10 protein-coding genes and 1 pseudogene are annotated in these 23,312 nt (G+C 42.3%); 8 read left to right on the top strand and 3 right to left on the bottom strand.

Annotated features, from left to right (window positions below; all coding sequences use genetic code 11):
* Positions 1 to 129: 129 nt before the first annotated feature.
* The 7 genes and pseudogenes from V7K89_RS01430 to V7K89_RS01400 all read left to right on the top strand — a co-directional run.
* A pseudogene (locus tag V7K89_RS01430) lies at positions 130 to 2,688 on the top strand (beta strand repeat-containing protein); the annotation flags it as partial.
* A gap of 369 nt (positions 2,689 to 3,057) precedes the next feature.
* A complete protein-coding gene (locus tag V7K89_RS01425) occupies positions 3,058 to 3,207 on the top strand; it encodes a hypothetical protein (protein ID WP_335183967.1) in 150 nt (49 codons plus the stop codon).
* Positions 3,208 to 4,158: 951 nt separating this feature from the next.
* A complete protein-coding gene (locus V7K89_RS01420; RefSeq protein WP_335183966.1) occupies positions 4,159 to 5,322 on the top strand; it encodes a hypothetical protein in 1,164 nt (387 codons plus the stop codon).
* 226 nt (positions 5,323 to 5,548) lie between these two features.
* Positions 5,549 to 9,460, top strand: a complete 3,912-nt coding sequence (locus V7K89_RS01415; protein ID WP_335183965.1) for a beta strand repeat-containing protein — start codon at positions 5,549 to 5,551, stop codon at positions 9,458 to 9,460.
* A 559-nt stretch (positions 9,461 to 10,019) separates the two neighbouring features.
* A complete protein-coding gene (locus tag V7K89_RS01410) occupies positions 10,020 to 11,174 on the top strand; it encodes an acyl-CoA dehydrogenase family protein (protein ID WP_335183963.1) in 1,155 nt (384 codons plus the stop codon).
* Complete coding sequence (locus tag V7K89_RS01405) at positions 11,164 to 11,913, top strand: PIG-L deacetylase family protein (protein ID WP_335183962.1); 750 nt, start codon at positions 11,164 to 11,166, stop codon at positions 11,911 to 11,913. The genes V7K89_RS01410 and V7K89_RS01405 overlap by 11 nt, the downstream gene beginning before the upstream one ends.
* On the top strand, positions 11,910 to 12,500 hold the full coding sequence (locus V7K89_RS01400) for a class I SAM-dependent DNA methyltransferase (protein WP_335183961.1): 591 nt from the start codon (positions 11,910 to 11,912) through the stop codon (positions 12,498 to 12,500). Before V7K89_RS01405 ends, V7K89_RS01400 begins: the two co-directional genes overlap by 4 nt.
* A 334-nt stretch (positions 12,501 to 12,834) precedes the next feature.
* On the opposite strand, the gene V7K89_RS01395 is transcribed toward V7K89_RS01400, so the two are convergent.
* Both V7K89_RS01395 and V7K89_RS01390 read right to left on the bottom strand, forming a co-directional pair.
* Complete coding sequence (locus tag V7K89_RS01395) at positions 12,835 to 14,052, bottom strand: glycosyltransferase (RefSeq protein ID WP_335183959.1); 1,218 nt, start codon at positions 14,050 to 14,052, stop codon at positions 12,835 to 12,837.
* A 619-nt stretch (positions 14,053 to 14,671) separates the two neighbouring features.
* Positions 14,672 to 17,302 (bottom strand): sensor histidine kinase, encoded by a 2,631-nt coding sequence (locus V7K89_RS01390; RefSeq protein WP_335183958.1) that lies wholly within the window; start codon positions 17,300 to 17,302, stop codon positions 14,672 to 14,674.
* Between the two features lie 545 nt (positions 17,303 to 17,847).
* On the opposite strand from V7K89_RS01390, the gene V7K89_RS01385 reads away from it, so the two are divergent.
* Positions 17,848 to 20,097: a glycoside hydrolase family 65 protein gene (locus tag V7K89_RS01385; RefSeq protein WP_335183957.1), complete on the top strand. Its 2,250-nt coding sequence runs from the start codon at positions 17,848 to 17,850 to the stop codon at positions 20,095 to 20,097.
* Between the two features lie 165 nt (positions 20,098 to 20,262).
* Here the strand turns inward: V7K89_RS01385 and V7K89_RS01380 are convergent, their stop codons facing one another.
* Entirely contained in the window at positions 20,263 to 23,229 is a 2,967-nt protein-coding gene (locus V7K89_RS01380; RefSeq protein WP_442941550.1) for a leucine-rich repeat domain-containing protein, read from the bottom strand.
* Positions 23,230 to 23,312 lie beyond the last annotated feature (83 nt).

Here is a 23,312-nt window from a genome sequence, read left to right as displayed (position 1 = left end):
TGCTGAAGTATTCAATTCGATTATTACTTCATTACTTGAAGTACGGGAAAATACCCGTGTTAACCTGATTCATCCCGCACTTATGCAACGCCAGAAAATCAAACGGTAGATGGTGGTAAGGGTGACGATTTGTTGTCCGTTGATTACAGTTATTACAGCCCTGCTACAGGAGGGATTACAACAATTTACAATACCACTACTAACACTGGCTCAATTAGGTCAGGTACGAATCAGGTTAATTACAAGAATATCGAACGATTAAATATCTCAGGTACAGACTACAATGACAACATTGTGGGGAACAGTGGCAACGATACCCTCTCTACGGGCTATGCTGGCAATGATACCATAGATGGGGGTAAAGGTGACGATGTACTGTCCGTCAATTACGACAATGTTAAAAAGGGAATTACAACGACATTCAATCCTACTACTAACATTGGTTTAATTAAAGCGGATACGAATCAGGTTAGTTACAAGAATATCGAACGATTAAATATCTCAGGTACAGACTACAATGACAACATTGTGGGGAACAGTGGCAACGATACCCTCTCCACTGGCTATGCTGGCAATGATACCATAGATGGGGGTGAGGGTGACGATGTACTGTCCGTCAATTACAACAGTTACAACGGTAGTGCGGCGATCGCAACAACTTACAATGCCACTACTAACACTGGCTCAATTAGGTCGGGTACGGATCAGGTTAATTACAAGAATATCGAACGATTAAATATCTTAGGTACAGACTACAATGACCGAATTGTGGGAAACAGTGGCAACGATACGCTCTCCGGGGGCGCTGGTAATGATACTCTAACTGGTGGCGCTGGTAATGATGAATTTGTTTACAACAACGGTACTGATACTATTACCGATTTCATTGGTGTGGGTAAAGGCTCAAATCCCTCAGCAACAGTGATTGCCTCTTTAGACACCTTGCAATTTATAAGTTCTGGATACACTGCTGAAAATCTGCAATTAACTCAAAATGGCAACAACTTAGAAATTGGTTTTGAAAATCCCGCTAATATCGAAGTCATTCTGCAAAACTTCAAATTAGAAAACTTGGATAATTTGCCAGCAACTTCTTCACGACCTGCTATTGGCAATATCCTCTTTTATGGACAAACTAGTGTCACTGACAGTTTTGATGTGTTTGATGCAAATTCCACTCAAGCTAACCTGTTCAATAAGAACACTGTTACTTTCCTCAATAACCTCGATAACAATATTACAGGTTTTGACAACTCTAATGATGTCATTAATGGTCAAGGCGGTAATGACATCATCGACGGATTGAGTGGTAATGACATACTCAGAGGTGGTGCAGGCAATAATACTTTGATTGGTGGTACAGGTAATGATACTCTGATTGGCGGTACAGGCAATGATACTTTGATTGGTGGTACAGGCAATGATACTCTGATTGGCGGTGCAGGCAATAATATCCTTACTGGAGATGCCGATGACGATATATTGAATATTAGCGGTTCAATAGGTAATAATACTTTAGAAGGAGGTGCCGATGACGATCGCTTGAGTGTTAACGCTTCAACAGGCGATAATCTGCTCTCTGGGAGTGATGGCAATGATTCTCTTGATATTTCTGGCAGCTACATTAACAGATCTAGCTACTCCTCTGACTCTCGCTCTACAGGTAATAACACCCTACAAGGAAGTGCAGGTAACGATACCTTGAATGGTAGCGGTTCAACAGGCGATAATCTGCTCTCTGGGGGCGATGGCAATGATTCTCTTAACATCTCTGGCTACTACTACTCCTCCTTTTCTGACTACTCCGAAGATTCTCGCTCCACAGGTAATAACACCCTACAAGGAGGTGCAGGTAACGATACCTTGTCTGGTAGGAGTTCAAAAGGCAATAATCTCCTCTCTGGGGGCGATGGTAATGATTATCTTGACATCTCTGGTAGCGACCCTACTCTTTCCATAGTTAATAATACCCTCAACGGTGGCGCTGGTGATGATACCTTAGATGCTACCGATACAAAAGGTAATAACCTCCTTTCTGGGGGTGATGGCAATGATTCCTTCAATTTAGGCATCACATACTCAGGTGGTGTCTCCTCTGATTTAGCGACTCAAACGGTAAATGGGGGTAATGGTAACGATTTGTTGTCCATGCGTTGCTATGGTGCTACAAAAGGGATCGCTTCGACTTTTAATGCTACTACTAACACTGGATCAGTTACGCCAGATACGTATTTAGTTAATTACAACAATATCGAAAGATTAAATATCTCAGGTACAGACTACAATGACTTAATTGTAGGGAGCAACGGCAATGATACCCTGACAGGTGGAAAAGGTAATGACAGCCTAATTGGAGGGAATGGGACCGATACCTTTGTTTTCGATAATTACAATCAAGGTGTTGACAATCTTTATGATTTCAACGCCACTAATGACTTGATTCAGATATCAGCTTTTTCTTTTGCTGGTTTTTCTTTTGCTGGCGGGTTATCAAAAGGTTCACTTTCAGCTAATCAGTTTACCCTGGGAACATCTGCAACGACAAGCAATCAACGATTTATCTATGACGATATTACAGGTGGACTGTACTTTGACCAAGATGGTAGTAAATCTGGGTTTAGTCAGGTAAAAATTGCCCAACTTTTGAGTGGATTGTCACTAACCAACAACAATTTTTTTGTCGGTTAATCGAAATTAGCGCTCTCTTGTCATCAACCGCTACGGTTTGTGAAGTGCTATTTTTAGCATCTCGTATTTCATTGCTGAATGCAAGTCATAATGGATAAGCGATCGCTAAGAGCAACTTTTTACACCATCCACTCAGTCCACTGGGGCGCATCTGTCACCAGTTGAGCAAACTTCTCTGGGCTAGTATCCTCGAATTCCAGTATCACGCCGCACCACTCATCACTGGTTAGGGTACTCGTTCAGTAGCGATCGCCCCTTGCTATAGAGATTTTGGTCAAATCTTTGTAGAAGATCCAACAGCTAAACTCCGAAAAATTCAACAAACTCACAAGTTTCATTAACAAAATCACGATTTTCATCAACAAAATCATGATTTTCATTAACAAAATCATAATTTTTGCGTTAAATAATCAGATGGCGGGTGCTGTTCGCAAAAGCGATCGCATCCGTAAAAGCAGAGCAACCCGCTTGAAAGCGACTTCAGAAGAAGCAACTATTAAAGATGCTATAACTGCATAAAAGCGCCTCAGACTTAAGTCTGCACTCTTGAAACAAAACTTGTTTTTAGCAGGTTTTTAGGCACAAACAGAAGTTATGCAAAGTAGAACAAGAACTGCTAATTGTTGCCATACTTGAATTTTATATTGTTCTGTTGTCTAAAACAGCAAAGAAGGCAAAACTTATAGTGATTTTTTCTACTGTGCATTTGACTTTAGTCATCAGAAACTTTACGTAACTCTATTGATGTAACTATAAGTGCTGGTTTTTATTGGAAACGATTAAACACATATTCAACTGAAGAATTAATTACCTGTAGATTAGATGGTGCGATCGCAAAACAAATTGTAGCCGAAAGGAAACAACGAGGTGAGTATAAATTATTGATTGATGTCAAGCAGCACACTGGATTACCGTTTACTACTTATCATCACATAGCTTAGTACAGCCCGTCATAAGGGACTTCCAATTAAAAAAATATTCTATCGCTTTGAGGGTAGGGGAGCAGGGGGAGAGAAAGTCGTTTTGATGGATGTGAAATGGGATAATTTATTTCTGGAAGTCCCTAAAAAAGGGTCAGCCCCTTCGGGGAATTCAAAATTCAAAATTAATAATCTCCATAAATTTAGGGGTTTGTAATAATGACCGGAGGCGGAGCGGTTCGCCTGGGCATAGTATTTTTCGACGGCAGGCAGTCCGTTCAAGTTGGGAAACCTGCCCACACGGCTGCCTCTGCTTTGCGTCTCTTCAGTACATTTTTTCTGTTCTCCATAAATAAATTTCAAGACTTGTATCCTTTTGTTTTTCGGTCAAAAATAGGAGAAGATAATTATTTGTAAGAAAACACAGAGAATATATCTGTTAAAGATAATTAATATGAGTAGATTGCAGAGATTTGGTTATTGGACTTATATCTTCTTAACTATTGCTATAAGTTTACTTGTATTCCGAGTTAATTTTTGCCTGTTAACAGTGTCAGCCAAAGATTATCCACCTGAACAACTTAGTCCTGATGCACTAATGCAATTAAAGAACATCAAACGACGGTTGAATGCAGGTGAAGGAAAAACGATGCAGGCGTTTTTCCCAGAAGGATGGTTTTTTAGCCATATAATTTATGGTTACAGTTGGGTGAATATTGCTTTGGCTTCAAAGTCCGAACCTCTTCGCCAACAAGCAATTAAAGAGGTGCGTTGGGTTTTATCTCAAATAGATACACCCGAAGGACGCGCACCTTTTACAGCAGATACCCAAGTTGCCAATGGTGTATTTTATTTAGGTTGGAGTAATCGATTGTTGGGTGGACTATTAAAAATTCAGTCACCAAAAGAGCGATCGCTCCAAGATATTACTCAATTTCATGCCCAATCTCAAGAGTTAGCCCAGGCGTTTACAAAAAGTCCCACTGTAACCATTGATGCTTATCCTGGACAGGCTTGGCCTTGTGACCAAACTGTAGCTTTAGCATCTTTAGCTTTGCACGATGAATTGTTTGATAGTAATTATCAACCAGTAATTCAGCGTTGGGTTAGCTATACTCGCCAGCATCTTGACCCACAAACAAATTTAATTCCTCACAAAATTGACGCTGTGACTGGTGAAATTGAGATTGGCACACGAGGTACCAGTCAAGTCTATCTTTTGCCGTTTCTATTAGAATTAGATTCCAATTTTGCAAAACAGCAGTATGCTCAGTTTCGTAAACAGTTTGTTCCCTCAGTCTTAGGCTTTTTCCCCGTGAGAGAGTATCCCGTCAACGCTGATGGCCACGCAGATGTTGACTCTGGACCAATTATCTTTGGCATTGGTCCAACCAGTACAATTGTCAGCATTGCTCCAGCACACGCTTATCAAGATACTCAGTTGTTTGAAAGTACGCTCGCTATCACTGAAATTTTAGGATTACCACTAGTATGGGGTGAGGAAAAGTCGTATGCTTTGGGGTCATTCTTAGTAATTGATGATTTTTTGGTTTGGGGCAAAACTTTAGTACCTTGGACGCAGGTTAATAATTCTCTCTACACCGAACAAAGACTTGCAAACAACATTCAGTTTTTAATTTTAGGTTTTGGAGTTGTGCTGCTTGTGCTTTGGACTCCAATTGTTGCCAAACAGTTTTTAAACAAATGTGCTTAAAATTGTTGACTAAATATAACCTGATAACTGCGGCTTGATTTTTATCCCTTTTTAATGACGAGCTGTACTTAGTTCGTAGCTAAAATAGATAGACTAGCTGATATCAAAAAACCGCTATCATTTGACTGGATTTGCAATTATAGGGAGCGAGACGGTAAGTGTGGTGATATCAATTGAACTACACCACTTATTAGTTTCTCAGTCACAACAAAAACAGGATAAAATTATGGCTAATTCATCATTTAATCTCTCTGACCTCAATGCTAGCAATGGCTTCATTATCAACGGTGTTGCTGCTTATGACAACTTAGGCTTTTCCGTCAGCTATGTGGGGGATATTAACAACGATGGCATCGACGACCTGATTATTGGGGCACCAGATGTCTACTCCAACGGCATAACTTTTGCTGGCCAAAGCTACGTAATATTTGGAGGGACGAATGTAGCCAATAGCGGCACTTTTGACCCCTCCTCTCTGAATGGTACTAATGGTTTTGCAATTAACGGTATTGGTGAGTTTGATGGCTCAGGCAGTTCCGTCAGCTATGCCGGAGACATCAATAACGATGGAATTGATGACCTAATTATTGGGGCACCTACCGCGTCGTTGAAAGGTAACAGTTATATTGGGGAAAGTTATGTGGTGTTTGGAGGGAAAAATGTCGGTAGTAACGGCATCCTTAATCTCTCTTCTCTAAATGGCAATAATGGCTTTTTAATTACTAACTTTGGCATCGGGAGCGATGCAGGAGACATTAACGCAGATGGCATTGACGATCTGATTGTCTGGCAGTATGACGCTGGGCAAAGCTATGTGGTGTTTGGGGGAGCAAATGTGGGGAGTAGCGGCATTGTTGACCTCTCATCACCAAATAGCAACAATGGCTTTTTCATTAACGCCCCATTTGCCAAGAAAGTCGGGGACATTAACAACGATGGCATTGACGACCTGATTTTTGCAAAATTTATTCCCTACCCCAACAGAGGACAAGGTGCGGTGCAAACTTATGTAGTGTTTGGGGGGAGAAATGTCGGGAGTAGTGGTAACTTTAACCTCTCGTCCCTCAATGGCACTAATGGTTTCACTATTAATGGCATTAGTGCTGCTGAAGCAGGCTTTTCAGTCAGTAGTGCAGGGGACATTAATGGTGATGGCATTGACGACCTGATTATTGGGGCAGCAGGTGTCGCTCTCAATGGTGATGCTGGCGATCCTTTCGACTGGAGTACTTGGGTTGGGCAAAGCTATGTGGTGTTTGGGGGTACAAACGTTGGGAATAGTGGTAACTTTAACGTCTCGTCCCTTAATGGCAGCAATGGTTTTACTATTAAAGGCATTACTGGGGGTGGACGCTCTGGCCTCTCGGTTAGCAATGTAGGAGACCTCAACAATGATGGCTTTGACGACCTGATTATTGGCGCACCGAATTCCTCTCCTAACCGCATAACTGATTCTGGGCGAAGCTATGTAGTGTTTGGGGGAAGAAATGTAGGCAGTGGCGGCACTCTCAATCTATCTGACCTGAATGGCACTAATGGCTTCGCTATTAACGGTATTGCTCCTGGTGACGAAATAGGCTGGTCAGTCAGCGATGCGGGAGATATCAACAACGATGGCATTGACGACGCGATTATTGGTACATCTTTTGCTTCCCCTAACGGTAACACTCAAGCTGGGCAAAGCTATGTCTTGTTTGGGGGAACAAATGTAGGCACTAGCGTTACACGTATGCTTAATTTTACGGGAACTCCTGGTGCAGATACTCTTGTAGGCACTGTTGCCAACAACATTATCGATGGATTAGCTGGTAGCGATACCTTGACGGGCAACGGCGGTCAAGATCAGTTTATCTTTTACTCTGAAGATGGTAATGACATCATCACTGATTTTGGTGGTGTAGGCACTGGGTCAAATCCATCGCCAGAAGTGATTGCCAATGTTGACACACTAAAATTTACAGGTCATGGCTTGACTGCCCGAAACTTGCAACTGACTCCTCAAGGCAACAACTTGGAAATCACCTTTGAAAATCTGGCTAACCCCAAAGTTACTCTGCAAAACTTCAAATTAGAAAATCTGGATAATCTGCCAGCAACTTCTTCACGACCTGGACTTGGCAATATCCTATTTGATGGGCAAACCAGCATCGCCGACAGTTTTGATGTAATTGATTCTAATTCCACTCAAACTAGCATTTTCAACAAAAATACTGTCACTTTTCTCAATGACTTAAACAATAACATCACGGGTTTTGACAACTCCAATGATGTGATTAATGGTCAAGCTGGGAACGATCGCATCGACGCCTTGAGTGGCAACGACTTGCTCCGCGGTGGTACTGGTGATGATTCTCTAATTGGTGGTACTGGTGATGATTCTCTGATTGGTGATACTGGCAATGATTATCTGATTGGTGATACTGGCAATGATTCTCTGATTGGTGGTACTGGCAATGATTCTTTGATTGGTGGTACTGGTGATGATTTTCTGATTGGTGGTACTGGTGATGATTCTCTGATTGGTGATACTGGTGATGATTCTCTGATTGGTGGTACTGGCAATAATTCTCTGATTGGTGGTACTGGTAATGATTCTCTGATTGGTGGTACTGGCAAAAATTCTCTGATTGGTGGTGCTGGTGATGATAGCTTGACTGTTAATAATTCACTAGGCAATAATCTGCTCTCTGGTGGCAATGGCAATGATTCTTTAGATTTTTCTTCCGATGGCAATAACACCCTTAACGGTGGCGCTGGTGACGATCTTTTCTATGATGTTTCTTCACCAGGCGATAATCTGCTCTCTGGTGACGATGGCAATGATTCTTTCACCATCGGGAGCAACTACAACGACTCTCACTCATATGGCAATAACACCCTTAATGGTGGTGCTGGTGACGATAATTTCGATGCTTTATATTTATTAGGCAATAATCTGTTCTCTGGGGGCGATGGCAATGACTCATTCTTGTTCAACACCCAGTTTACTGACTCCTTATTTACTACAACTGTAGATGGAGGGACAAGTGACAATACATTGCAGTCTATCTTAGTGACTACAACTGTAGATGGAGGGACAGGTGACGATATATTGCAGTCTATCTATTGGGATACCAGTCTTGTTAATGGAATCACTTCAGCTTTTAATGCTACTACTAACATTGGCTCGATAACAGTAGGTACAAATCCGTTTAACTACAATAATAATCGGCTTAACTACAAGAATATTGAACGATTAGACATTACAGGCACACCCTACAACGATAACATTGTGGGGAGCAATGGCAACGATACACTCGTTGGCAAGGATGGCAATGACACCCTCAACGGCGGTGCAGGTAACGATTACTTAAGTGCTAACAATTTAAAGGGTAGTAGCCTGGTGGATGGTGGTGATGGCAATGATTCTCTTAGTGCCTCTGGCTCCTACGACGACTACCGCGGCAATTTCGCTGTCAATGCTAACTCTGGGAATAGCACCCTCAATGGTGGAGCTGGTGATGATAACTTAGTTATTAACTATTCATCAGGCAACAACCTACTCTCTGGGGGTAATGGGAATGATTCTCTTAATGCCTCCGGGTCAGACTCCTTATACTCTTTCTACAAAGTTTATACTGTCTCTGGCAATAATACGCTCGACGGTGGTGCTGGTGATGATCACTTGATTGTTGATTATTCATCAGGTGCTAATCTCCTCTGGGGGGGGGATGGCAATGATTCTCTTAGTGCCTCTAACGCCTCTGGTAATAATACCCTTTATGGTGGTAATGGCAATGATTACCTCACAGGTGGCAATGGCAATGATAGCCTAATTGGAGGATCTGGTACTGATACCTTTGCTTTCAATAATTACAATGAAGGTGTAGATAGACTTGATGACTTCAACGCCAGCAATGAATTGATTCAGGTATCAGCTAGTGGTTTTGGTGGCGGGTTATCAAAAGGTTCACTTTCTGCAAATCAGTTTACCCTGGGAACATCTGCAACGACAACCAATCAACGATTTATCTATGACAATATCACAGGTGGACTCTACTTTGACCAAGATGGTAGTGCGGCTGGGTTTACACAAGTAAAATTTGCTTTAGTTACTACTGGATTGTCACTAACCGAAAAGAATTTTGTGGTTGTTTAATCGGTATTAGTATTCTGCCATCATCAAGCGCTACGGTTTGCAAGTTGGTATTTAAAGCATCTCGTATTCTATTTTTTGAAAATCTAGTTTTTTCCAATGAATATAGTATTGAACTACTAAAACTAATATTTAAAAACTTTTAGTAGTTCTGACTATAATCTTGTCCTCTTGAAAACATCGTATGTATCAAGAGCCAAAGCCGGAATTTCTCACAAACTGTAAAGAAATTAGGTTCAAAAACTGCTAACATCTATATATGGTAAGCATTTTAGCAGTTATGAAGTATGACCCAACAAGCATTGCGATCGCCAAAGCGAACGCATCATCTCAACGCCTCAAGACGCAGATAAGGCATTTTATCAGGTATAAATAAATAAAAAGTTCTTTAGAGAAATTTTCCTCCTTTTTATTGAGTATATAATCACACAAAAGATAGAGGTGTTAAACAACTTAATTTGATTATTATCAACAATGCATAAAGAAAGATTATACAAAGGAGTCGGTTATTAGCATCCAACTACCACAGAATGTCGTCATTCCAAAATGGCATGATTCCAATATGGCTCTGGATCTCAAACGTGCCACAGAAATTGCTGATTATTGTGCAAATAATGCCAGTGTAATAGATTACAATGGTGCTTTTCCCAAGCACGAATTTGAGTTAATTGCTAAAGCTGGGTTGTTGGCTGCACCATTAGCGAAAGAATTAGGCGGATGGGGTGCAGGAATAGATGCTAATGTTACCTACGAGCTTCTAATACTATTAAAACAGATAGGGCATGGCAATCTAGCAGTTGGGCGAATTTATGAAGGACATATCAACGCCCTGCAACTGATTCAGACCTTTGGTACTAAAGAACAAATCACCAGCTACGCTTGTGATGCCCGCGAACATCATAAAATATTTGGCGTTTGGAATGCCGAAGCCTCTGATGGTGTGAAGGTAATTCCTTGTGAAAATGGACGTTATCGGTTGGAAGGTTCTAAAACTTTTTGTACTGGTGCAGGTTATGTGGAACGTCCTTTCGTTAATGGAGTATTGTCAGACGGCGGTTGGCAAATATGCATTGTGCCGATGGAGGAAGTGACAACAGTTAGCGATCCAGGTTGGTGGCAACCTTCAGGGATGCGAGCTACAGCTAGTTATAAAGTAGATTTTAGCGGTGTAGAGTTAGATCAAAGCGATTTAATCGGACAGCCAGGAGATTACTATCGACAGCCTTGGTTATCTGTTGGGGTGATTCGGTTTGCGGCTGTGCAACTAGGTGGGGCAGAAGCACTGTTTAACCTGACTCGCCAGTATCTCCAAGACTTGAAATATACAAACGATCCATATCAAAAAGAACGGCTGGGGAGAATGGCGATCGCCATTGAAAGTGGTAATCTCTGGCTGCGGGGGGCTGCGGATAAGGTAGCAGTTTATGCACCTATATTTGGTGGCTATCCCACAGTTCCTCACCCGCAAGCAGACCAACTTGTTGCTTATGCAAACATGGTGAGGACAGCAATTGAACAGATTTGCATTGATGTAATGCAGTTGTGCGAACGTTCTGTTGGCACTCGTGGCTTAATGCCACCAAATCCGATGGAACGCATCATCCGAGATTTGACTCTGTATCTGCGTCAACCTGCTTTTGATGCATCCTTGGCAAATGTCGGGCAGTATGTCCTGAGTGAAAGTAAGCCTGCTGATTTGCTTTGGAATGATGAATAAATCTGGCTTGATTGGACTACCACTAAACAATCCGAGCGTTTTGCCTTGGCGTTCAATTAACGAGATCGCTTGTAGTTCTGCACTAATTGTCGCACCCCATCCTGATGATGAGACATTAGGTTGTGGGGGTGCGATCGCGCTGTTACGCTCTTTAAATTGTCATGTGCAAGTATTAGTTGTCAGTGATGGTACACTTTCACACCCTCGTTCTCTGAAATATCCCGCAGATAAACTCTCACGCTTGCGGAAAGCGGAAACCCTATCAGCAATGAAATTGCTAGGTTTAGAGGGAAATGTTGTTACATTCTGGGGAATGCAAGATGGGTCAATTACAACACAGTATGAAAGTGTAGTAGCTAGTTGTCGTGCATATATCACAAAAGTCGCCCCAGAAATTATTTTTTTACCGTGGCGATATGACCCGCACGCAGACCATCGAGCAACGTCGAAGTTAATTAAAGCTGCGCTGGATGATTTGCCCTTATCCCCGCGATTGATTGAATATCCTATTTGGGATTGGGACTGGAAGCAACGCGGGAGTTTGCCAGCATCTGTTGAAGTGACAACCTGGCGATTGGATATTAGCACGGTAGTGGAGTTGAAACAACAAGCGATCGCTGCTTATCGTTCCCAAATTACAGATTTAATTGACGATGATCCAGAAGGCTTTCGCCTAACTCCCGAAATGTTAGCAAACTTCACTCATCCTTGGGAAGTTTATATAGAGGAAAACCTATGAACCCGTTACAATCCGACTCTTTACCACCCAGCTACTTCGATAAACTCTACAGCGAAAACATCGACCCGTGGAGATTTGAGACAAGCGAATACGAAGCTAACAAATATGTTGCTACAATCGCAGCTTTACCTAAAGAGCGCTATCGGTCTGCCTTTGAAATGGGCGGTTCCATTGGGGTTTTAACTGAGAAACTCCAAAAGCGTTGTGACTCACTCCTCTCGATTGACGTATCAACAATAGCTCAAAGTAGAGCAAAAGAGCGCTGTCAGCATCTTTCCAATGTCAGCTTCCAAATTATGCGTGTTCCAGAGGAATATCCTGATGAAATGTTTGATTTGACCTTAATTTCGGAAGTTGGCTATTACTTGAGCTGGGAAGACCTGAAAAAAGCGCAACAGTACATTTTAGAACATCTAGAACCTGGAGGACATCTACTTTTAGTTCATTGGACACTCTATGCTCGTGATTATCCGTTGAGTGGAGATGAAGTTCATGACTCGTTTTTTGAGTTGACCCCAAATCAATTGCGGCATTTAAAAGGTCAACGCGAGGAAGAATATCGACTTGATTTATTCGAGCGAGTCTGAGTTCTACTTTATCCATTTTTTCCCAACGCGATACTCCTGCAGAGTCGTTGCACGAACGCTTAAACTGAAACTTTTATAGGACAGTAGTTTTACTTTTTTAATTTCATCGCTAATCTGTGATGTGGAAAAAGTATTTGCCAAAAAGCTAGGGTTTTTGCCGGATAAAGAAAATCGGCGTTGCTCAATCAAGAGATGATTCTTGTGGGGCGGGCATCCTGCCCGCCTGGAAATACAAGGGACGGGCTTTTCGGCCCATCCCACAAAACTAGTAAAATCATCCCGCAATTATGCAACGCCAGAAAACCCATGAAAGTAGGGCAATTCCTCTTAGCAATTACCTACGCAAACTCTCAAGACGCAAGCGCAAATCCTCAATTGCTTGTTTAATATCCACGTATTTCCAGCGTGAAGCCCAAGTTTGTTCTTCTTGCTGGCGTTCTTCAACTTGTTCAAACAACTTACCAAAGAAATAAGGTTGCGTTAATTTCTCGATAAGCCATTGGGGTGAAATTCCCAGCATCTCTGCCAAAGACGTGACACTGGGATAACATGGCTGATAGCCATTGAGAGCGCACCACCACATCAGTCGTAATTGGCGACGTGCAATAAAACGAGTTTCAATAGCCGCTGCTGGTTCGACTACAAATGCTTGCTGTTGCCGTCCCATTTCTTTCCATTTACTCAGTTGATTTGCTAAACCAACATCAGTACGTCCAATTTGTCTTGCCGAAGTTACTACCCGCACTAGCAAACTATGGCGGAAACGGGCATTTACCCGTAGCAAGGCACGGTAAAAAGCCACATCTTCAGGAGTCCGCACTGGTGGTAAGCCTCCTGCCAGTGCATACATTTCTGCTGTTACTGCTAAACTTGCTCCATAGTGTTGATAGTGGCGGGGAAAGCTATCATAGGGGTCGGGATCGAGATAAGTTTCTAATTCGCTAATTAAATAGCGATAGCCTACTTCACGCAGAAAGCAAGCTCTAGCGTAAGGGTCGAGATCGGCACGACTTGTAGGCTCAGTGATAATTCGCCCACCGACAGCATCAGCACCACAGTTAATTTCGTACAGGTTGGCAGCAATCCAAGTTGGACTTACTTGTGAGTCTCCATCAGTTGAAGCAATTACCCCCTTTATACGTCCTAAACTAGACAACCGGCGATATGCTTCATCCATCAAAATCTGCCGCACTCGACCAATATATGCTTCGGTAGGTGGCAGAGTTTTTTCAACTACATGCAGTGCTATATCTGGATGTTGCCCCGCGAAACTCCGGGCTATAGCTGCGGAATCATCGCTACAATTATTTGCCAACAAAATTATTTCGTAGTGTTTGGGATCTAAAATCTGTCCTTCTAGATCAACTTGATGTATTAAGGCAGTAAGGGTTGCTACCAATGTCTGAGCTTCATTGCAAACTGGAACAATTACACAAACTTCACAATGCGGTGAAGGCGGTATTTGAACTAAAGTTTGAGAAGAGTCTTTATCAAGTTGGACAGATGGAAAGTCAGCAACGAGGCGTAAGCGCTTACTTTCCCTAAAAACCATTTTTCCATCTCCAGGAACAGCGATACAAGATATTCATGTACAATTGGAAATTATTAGTATTTGTAATCTTATTTTGAATGTTCTTTGATTTACTTGAAATCTACCTACAGTAAGTAGATCAAAAACTTTTGCAGTTTGACGAAATCACAAAGGTTTGGGTCTATGCTTTTGGGGTGACAAAAGCGTTTGTTTGCGATCGCATAAGAGTCCATTCACAACAGAGTATAAGGTGGCGTAAATCGAGCAACCATTTAAAATCCCTAAAAAACCCATTTCATAATACTTTTGACTTCCGCCTTGTGGTAAGAGTTATATCATGTCCGATTAAAGACTTATCATTAAGAACGCAGGGAAGCAGGGAGCAGGGAGCAGGGGGAAAGAGGTTTTTCTGATTTTTGCACAGATGCGAAATTATAACTAACTAGGCAGACATAATATTACTCGAAAAGTAGATTCTAAATATATTTAAATTAATATTAATTCTCAGGTAACTCCAAAAATTAAATTACTCAATTCCTCTATCCAAGCGACTATTCAGATATTTTCTTGCCATGCTCAAGAACAGCTTAACAACAGCTCATGCTGATTAATTATTTTTTATTTGGAAGTCCCTAACTCCTTATTCTCCCGCCTTTTTCCAAGGAAGTTTGACAGTAAATCGACTACCTTTGCCTAACTGACTTTCGGCGTGGACAGTCCCACCGTGCATCTCGACAATTTTTTGTACTATTACTAATCCTAAACCCGTGCCTGGAGAACGAGGGTTAGAGGCATTTTCAACTTGCACAAAAGGTTGAAATAATTTAAAAAGGTCATCGGAAAGCATCCCAATACCTGTATCTACGACGCTGATAAAGATATATTCATTGGTAGAACTTGGCTGGACTTCAATCCAAACTTCGCCTCCTTCTCTAGTAAACTTGATTGCGTTAGTCAATAAGTTGATAAATACTTGACGGATGCGGGGTTCATCAACTTGGATGGGTTCGAGTTCTTTAGGTATTTGTGCCCTTAGTCGAATATTTTTCTGGAACGCCAGATGTTTGACAAAACTTAGGCTGGAATCACATAATCCCTGAATCGAAGTAGCAGCTAGTTGCATCTCTATCTTGCTGGATTCGGTGTCGGTAAAGTCAAGGATTTGGTTAATTAATTCTAGTAAGTTTTTACCATTAGATTCGAGCATATTTAGAGACTGGCGCTGTTCTTCACTCACAGGGCCGTACACTTGCTCTTTGAGTGCCTCTGTGATTCCCAGAATCGAGTTTAAAGGAGTCCTCAGATCGTGGTTGATGTTTCCTAAAAAGGTACTTTTGGCACGATTTGCCACTTTGGCAGCTTCTTTAGCCTCACACAGAGCGGATTCTGCACGTTTGCGATCGCATACTTCTAAAGTTAGGGCGACAATTTCCGCGATTGAGCTAACAAAGTTTTGCTCGCTCAGTTCCCATTTTCGGGGAATATCAACCTGCTCGTACAATACTGTTCCCGCCATTTGGCCTCCAAGCCAAAGGCTGGTATCAATTAGGGAGACAATATTATTTGGTTCGAGCATATCCCATAATTCTTGTACTCGGGGATCGGTGCGAGTGTCAGAAACAGCAATGGTACGAGAAACCACCAGAGCTTTAAAGTAGATTAAATAATCTGTAAGGTTGCGTTCTAAACCTGCCGAATGTGTCTGATTGCTACGTTCGTAAAGACTTATGCATTGTAGCTTGGTGCGCTCGCTATTGAATAACCACACACTCACTCGCTCTACTTCTAAAGCATTAGCCACTTTTTCTGTGATGACTTTGAATGCTATTTCTAAATTTCCTTCAAAAACTGCTTTGTGATTTGCCAGTTCTGCTAGTACTTGATGATGCTGTCTCAGTTTTCGTTCGCTGTTAATGCGTTCTTGAATCTCTTGCTGTAATTCTTGAGTTTGCTGCTTAACTTGCAGTTCTAAATCCTCATTTTTGCTAATCAGTGCAGCAAAGGTTTTGCGTAAATCTTGAGCCATTTCATTAAAAGATCCACCCAGCATCTCTAGTTCTTGAATGCCTTGTACTTTCACCACTGAATCATCGCTGTTGCTAAAATCAGTTAAATCTTTTGTTGCCCTGCAAAAGTGCAAAATTGGTACAGTAACCCACTGGGCGGTGACAATTCCCAATATAATAGCTAGTGCCAACGCTCCTAAACAGACAAAAATTGTAGTTTGAATGTTGCGATTATGTCCCATAAAGTCTGCTTCTGGGACAGCTACGATCATTAACCAGTTGATATTTGGTTCGCCCTCAAAGGGTCTAACTTCTAAAAATTGCCGTTTGCCGTCCAAAGAAAAATCTAGTTGCTGTAAACTTTGAATTTGGTCAAAGTTACTAAATTTAGTGGCTAAATATTTAGCGGTTGCTTGAGTCAAAGAATTCCCGCTTTGGGAAGCTGCCAATCTAATGGGTTTACCATTTTGTAAGCGGAATGGTTCTTCGCTTGTGGAACTTGCAACTAATAGCCCCGATCGCTCGATAATAAAAATTTGCCCAGACTTGCCAACTTTGATGTTTTGCAACAAATCCCCAATTTGTGATATGTGAGTGAGAGTGCTGTTGACTCCAAGTAATTCACCTTGGGAGTTATAAATGGGTTGAGATGCACTAATTAGGAGGGTTGGTTCAGTGCGGGGTGTAAAAATCTGACTAAAGCTGAATTTTTTGGCGGTAACAGCTGTTTGATAATCAGGACGCGATCGCGCATCATAATTTTTGATTACTTCTGGTAGTTGAGTACGTTGACCTTGAGAGTCAATGATGTAGGTATAGAGATCGTACCCAGTTGACTTATCGGCTTTTCTGAGTAAAAATTGGCGATCGTTGAACTTCTCCACCGCTAAATATTCTTGCTCATTGCTTGCAGTTATTGCCAACGCATCTGGAAAAATCTTTAACTGCTCTATTAAGTATGACTCCCAGGTTGCCAGATTCTCTATCTTCAGCAACCCCATGTTAATGAGATTTTGATTACTGCGTAGTACCTGACGCGGAGTTGCCAAATAAGTTTGTAAATTCTGCTCGACTCGATTGACAACTTCATGACGTAATTCGTTAGCCACCTGATTAACTGCTTTTTGTCCGTTTCCGATTGATAAGTATGCAGTCAATCCCACAGCTAGCAAGATTTGCAGCACAAACAACGCTACCAAGATGCGACTTAGAGGTACGCCTCGAAACAGGGAAAAAACACTACCTAGCCCGGTATTTTTGCTCATTTGCCCACTTTCCCTTCCTATTCTGTAGTATTGAGTACAACACCTCTTTGCTGTCCTGTGGGCTTATGCATAGTTTATACTCGGTCGGGTCAAGTGCCAATATACCACTTCTGGTAAAAGAACAAAACGTTACTTAACTGCACCTGTAAATTTTACCAGCCAAAATTTGACGATATGATATCCTGTCCGGTTAAAGATTTATCATTTGTAGCAGTTTGCTTTTGAAGTGAGGTACAAAACGCAAGACTTATGCATCAGATATAAAGAGTTTCTACCTCCTGCCTCCTGTTGACGAAACAAATTGATGAAAAGCTGAATCAATTCGTAGTTAGTTGAGATTTATGAGTTATAACTGGCATTTTTCAATAAATCTAACTCTAGACAGATGAAATTTGAAACGCTACTCTTATCAAAAGCGTATTTTTTAGCGTTCAGACTATTTTTTAATCTACGCGCTAAAGAAAAGGAGTTAATCACTTCAAGATTGCTCCTAATTTTACTGTATCCTGCCCACAGCTACCCCCAAGACAGAGGTTTGATCGCTCATGCTTAACGTATCCACTCACGATTCTCAGCAAAATCAGCAATTAATTGACAATACTGACTGGAACGTTATTGAAACGGAGTTTAATCCGACGCAGTTACATCACAAAGAAACTGTCTTCACTCTTGGTAATGGGTTATTAGGAGTGCGGGGTACGTTTGAGGAAGGGTATTCCCAAGATTTTCCAGCTACACTCATCCACGGTGTTTATGATGATGTGACAATTGCTCATACCGAATTGGTAAACTGTCCCAACTGGCTGCCATTAGTGGTAAAAGTAGCTGGGGAACGGTTTACTATGGACAGTGGTGAAATTCTTAACTACGAACGTCGGCTCGATTTACGTTTAGGCTTAGTTAGCCGTGATGTGCGGTGGCGTAGTCCTAGTGGTCATACCCTAGATTTTCACTTCGAGCGTTTCACCAGTTTAGCAGACCAACACGTTTTGGCGATTCGCGCTCAAATCATATCGGTAGACTTTGAGGGTGAAATTACCGTTGAAGCTGGATTTGACAGCGAACCAGATACTCAAGGCATCAAACATTGGCGAACCTTAAACCAAGGTGGTATAGAGCGAATTATCTGGTTAAACAGTCAAACTCTCCACTCAGATATTCAACTTGGGATGGCAGCTAAGTTAGTGGTAGATGGTGACGAGACTAGACTAGTGAGCCTTGAAAATGCTTCTAGTTCTCCCACTTTGACAACCACCCTAGAGTTATATCCCGGAAAAACGGTAACTGTAGAAAAGATTGTCACCGTGTTTACTTCACGACAGACAGAAATCCCCATTGCCGCCGCCTTACAAAGACTCGCTGATGAACCCAGATATACTACTCTGTTAGCAGCTCACATTACTGCATGGGAGCAAGTCTGGCAAGACAGTGACATTATTATAGAAGGCGATCGCTTGGCTCAATTGAGCGTCCGTTACAATCTCTTCCAATTACTAGCGGTGACACCGCGTCACGACAACCGCGTAAGCATTCCTCCCAAAACCCTTTCTGGTTTTGCCTATAGCGGACATATTTTTTGGGATACAGAAATATTTATCCTGCCCTTCCTCACTTTAACTCAACCAGCCCTAGCGCGTAACTTGCTCACCTACCGCTATCACACCCTACCAGGAGCGAGACGCAAAGCTCAAGAAGCAGGTTATCAAGGAGCTATGTTTGCTTGGGAAAGTGCCACTACTGGCGATGAAGTCACTCCGCGCTGGGTTCCGGCTCCTAACGGTGAATTAATGCGTATCTGGTGCGGTGACATTGAAGTGCATATTACCGCAGATATCGCTTATGCAATTTTACACTACTGGCAGACTACTAATGATGATGAGTGGATGCGAGATTATGGCGCAGAAATTATCCTTGATACGGCTGTTTTCTGGGAAAGTCGGGTGCAGTGGAACCAAGAGCGCCACAGCTATGACATCCTAGATGTAATTGGCCCGGATGAAAATCACGATCGCGTCGATAATAATGCCTTCACCAATCTCATGGTACAGTGGCATTTGCAGTCAGCTTTGCGACTGTGGGATTGGCTCAAACGAGCTTATCCAGAAACCTCAGCCCAACTAGAGCAAAAACTCAACTTAACTACAGAGCGTCTGCACCATTGGGCGGAAATCCAAGAGCGTCTATTTGTCAATGAAGATACTCAAACGGGTTTAATTGAGCAATTTGAAGGCTTTTTCCAGCTAGAAGACGTTAACCTCGCTGATTACGAACCGCGTAGCAAATCTCTGCAAAGTTTGTTGGGAGTTGAAGCTACAAACCAAAAGCAGATTCTCAAGCAGCCAGATGTATTGATGCTCTTGTATTTATTGCGCGATCGCTACGACTATAACACTCTCGTCACCAACTGGAACTATTACAACCAACGCACCGACCACAGTTATGGTTCTTCACTAGGCCCAGCCATTCATGCCATTTTAGCTTGCGACCTCAATCAACCAACCGAAGCCTATACACACTTTCTGCGATCGGCCTTGGTAGACTTAGATGATGTCAGACTGAACGCAGCCGAAGGAATTCATGCTGCCAGTGCTGGAGGAGTATGGCAAGCAGTAGTTTTCGGGTTTGCTGGCATTCGCATGACTCAATTTGGTCCCATTGCCTGTCCCAATCTACCACCTAACTGGACGCGTTTGAAGTTTCGTCTGCAATGGCGTAACGAGTGGTATGACTTCGACTTACAAGCCGAAACAGAAGTCAAAGTTCCCACCTTGGCAGAATACACGCTCGGAAATTAGTCAGGTTATCTTCGACTTGGATGAAGTTTTAACCGATAGCTAAGAGTTTACCTGCGATCGCTTCCCCAAAAGAAACCTCTCCCTGGTTTTATTACGCAAAACTGTCCCTCTTTGACTCCCACAGGGACAGACTTGAACTTGAGTTCAAGACAGGGAGAGGTTCTTTTACCGAAGGAGTGCTGCTTCATTGATTTTTTCGCAGATATCTACCCAAGCTTTATCTCGTCTTCCTGCCGCAATGGTGTTTAATGGGCGATCGGTAGCGTATGTTGCTTGATATTGTTCAATTGCTGTTGCCTTGTAGTTGCAATCACGCAAAGGTATCCAGAGAATTTTGACTCCCTTAGCTTTAGCTGCTTCTAACAGAGGTGGTAACTCATTTTTACTAATAAAGCTTGATGCTAGGAAGTTTGGACTCACCAGCAACACTGCTACTTTTGCGGCTGCCAAAGCTATCTGGATTTCATCTCGCCACACAGCACCAGGCTTGATTTTGGTATCATCCCAGAGGTTGAGATTTTGTTCTCTAATTAATGGTTCTAAATGAATTTTGAGGTCATCGAACCACTTTTTATCTTTGTGACTATAGCTAATGAAAACTAGATTTCTGGTTACAGGTTCAGACATGGGTACTTCCAAATTTGGTAGAGTCGGTAAAACATCGTCAATTAGTCTGCGGACATATACCATATCACCGCTATCTTGGCACTGGATTTGGTCGCGATTATTTTCTCGGAATTTGTACAACACGTCTCGGCGGTAAAAATGAGGTGTTTGACTATCCTTACAGCTTTCACAGTTGCAGGGAACAAGTGTTTGATATTGCAGACGTTCGTAAGAGTTATGAATTTTTTCTAGTTCATGGTTGATAACTGCTAGCAGTTCTTTCTTGTGGTTTCCTGCTACGCGGACTTTAATTTCTCGTTGATTGTAGTGTTCAATCACTTCAGCACGGGTTTGGTCTTTAGCAAGAACAACGCCTGTTTTCCAAACTAGGGTTTGTTGTTCAATATCGGAGTGCATTTCGACTATAAAGCGGGTGAGAATACCTTTCGGCATGAAGTCATATTTATAACGCAGGATTAGGTTATTGGATTCATCCCAATTGAAATCAGGTTGGTTGATAGAAAGTAATTGAGGTGCGATATAAGTGCCGGGACGACTAGGTATTTCGTAACACAGTTTAAATTTCATCATTAGCCGCAATAGTTCTGGTCGCATATTGGCATATTTGTTTTCGTGCCAAATATTTTTTAAATCATTGCGATCAAATTTACCCAGGTTTTGAATTACTTGTGGATTATCTAACACTTTGTAAACGGCATCTGTACCCCAAGCGGGCTTGAGAATCACGGTTTTTCTTAAAAAGTCATCATCTTGGAAGTGAAGGCATACGCCTAAATCATGCAGATAGTCACTGAGTTGGAGTTTATCCTCCTGTTTAGTAAAACCATGTTGATCACAGATGTTTAGATATTCTTCCAGGCTAATATATTCGTGAGAGTTACCTTCTAAAGCTTCTCGCACTTTGACCCATGTTTTAGGGAGTTCTATTCCTACATGAGGTAGGTTAGTAATATAATGCTTAATTTTATTTAAGATTTCTGGCAGACCGCGATCAGTCGCCAGGTTTGTAGTAAGTGTTTCCTTAAAATTAGTGAATTCACGCCGTAACTCCCGCTCGTTTATTTCTCGTTTGCGCTCCTGCTTTTCATTTTTGATAATTAACAAAGGACTATTACCGCTCAGTAATTCAACTACATTTAACCAGTAGTAGAAATCTGTGTCTTCTTTGCGAGTATCAGCAACCAAGGCATAAAGAGAGCGTTTTGTGAGGAAAAATTGGTGGGTAGCATGGTAAATTTCTTGGCCACCAAAGTCCCAAATGTTGACCTGAAATTCTCTGTTATTATTGTCAAGCAAGAACTTCCATTGAATAACATCAATGCCTTCGGTGGTATTTTCATCTTGTTGTAACGTATATTGATTGTCTTGAATTTTTTTGGCTAGCGTAGTTTTACCTGCACCACCTTCTCCTACAATGATTAATTTAGCTTCATAAAGGCGATCGGTTTCTTGTTCTAGTTGTTGCCTGCAAAAGTCAAGAATTGCTCTGAACCCTTTTGTGATAATTTCTGGTGGAGGTGATTCTAAAGGATTACTGCTGAGGTTGAGGGATTGCAGGTTGGTGAGTTGGACAATTTCCGGTGGCAGACTGCTCAGTTGATTACTGTCGAGGTTGAGCGTTTGCAGGTTGGTGAGTTGGACAATTTCCGGTGGCAGACTGCTCAGTTGATTACTGCCCAGGTCGAGCGTTTGCAGGTTGGTGAGTTGTCCAAATTCCGGTAGCAGACTGCTCAGTTGATTACTGTCGAGGTTGAGGGATTGCAGGTTGGTGAGTTGGCCAAATTCCGGTGGCAGACTGCTCAGTTGATTACTGCTGAGGTTGAGGGATTGCAGGTTGGTGAGTTGGCCAAATTCTGGTGGCAGACTGCTCAGTTGATTCCATCTGAGGTCGAGCGTTTGCAGGTTGGTGAGTTGGACAAATTCCGGTGGCAGACTGCTCAGTTGATTACTGCCCAGCTTGAGGGTTTGCAGGTTTGTGAGTTGGACAAATTCCGGTGGCAGACTGCTCAGTTGATTCCAGCTGAGGTCGAGCGTTCGCAGGTTTGTGAGTTGGACAAATTCCGGTGGCAGACTGCTCAGTTGATTACTGTCCAGGTTGAGCGTTTGCAGGTTGGTGAGTTGGACAAATTCTGGTGGTAGACTGCTTAGTTTATTACTGCCCAGGTTGAGCGTTTGCAGGTTGGTGAGTTGGGCAAATTCCGGTGGTAGACTGCTTAGTTGATTACTGCCCAGGTTGAGCGTTTGCAGGTTGGTGAGTTGGACAAATTCCGGTGGCAGACTGCTTAGTTGATTACTGCCCAGGTTGAGCGTTTGCAGGTTAGTGAGTTGGACAAATTCCGGTGGCAGACTGCTTAGTTGATTCCAGCTGAGGTCGAGCGTTCCCAGGTTGGTGAGTTGGACTATTTTTAGTGGCAGGGTTGTTAAGCCTTTGCCAGAAAGGTCTAATTTTGTCAGCTTTACTCTGGCAGCTTGTTCAATAATTTGCAGCAGTTCTTCGTTAGTCATTTCGGGTTTTACAGAGGCGATGCCTGACGACAAGTTGCTGCTTGGACGCGCAGCAGAGAAATTGAGGTAATTAATAATGTAGC

The organism is Nostoc sp., from assembly GCF_036917515.1.
GTDB lineage: Bacteria > Cyanobacteriota > Cyanobacteriia > Cyanobacteriales > Nostocaceae > Nostoc.
Note: the sequence above shows the minus strand (reverse complement) of the source record. Positions and strands in the feature narration are given on the sequence as shown.

Excerpts from the sequence above, each read along its gene's own strand:
- V7K89_RS01425 (WP_335183967.1), top strand. The coding sequence starts at position 3,058 with ATGATTTTCATTAACAAAATCATAATTTTTGCGTTAAATAATCAGATG.
- V7K89_RS01415 (WP_335183965.1), top strand. The coding sequence starts at position 5,549 with ATGGCTAATTCATCATTTAATCTCTCTGACCTCAATGCTAGCAATGGC.
- V7K89_RS01410 (WP_335183963.1), top strand. The coding sequence starts at position 10,020 with ATGGCTCTGGATCTCAAACGTGCCACAGAAATTGCTGATTATTGTGCA.
- V7K89_RS01405 (WP_335183962.1), top strand. The coding sequence starts at position 11,164 with ATGATGAATAAATCTGGCTTGATTGGACTACCACTAAACAATCCGAGC.
- V7K89_RS01400 (WP_335183961.1), top strand. The coding sequence starts at position 11,910 with ATGAACCCGTTACAATCCGACTCTTTACCACCCAGCTACTTCGATAAA.
- V7K89_RS01395 (WP_335183959.1), bottom strand. The coding sequence starts at position 14,052 with ATGGTTTTTAGGGAAAGTAAGCGCTTACGCCTCGTTGCTGACTTTCCA.
- V7K89_RS01390 (WP_335183958.1), bottom strand. The coding sequence starts at position 17,302 with ATGAGCAAAAATACCGGGCTAGGTAGTGTTTTTTCCCTGTTTCGAGGC.
- V7K89_RS01385 (WP_335183957.1), top strand. The coding sequence starts at position 17,848 with ATGCTTAACGTATCCACTCACGATTCTCAGCAAAATCAGCAATTAATT.
- V7K89_RS01380 (WP_442941550.1), bottom strand. The coding sequence starts at position 23,229 with ATGACTAACGAAGAACTGCTGCAAATTATTGAACAAGCTGCCAGAGTA.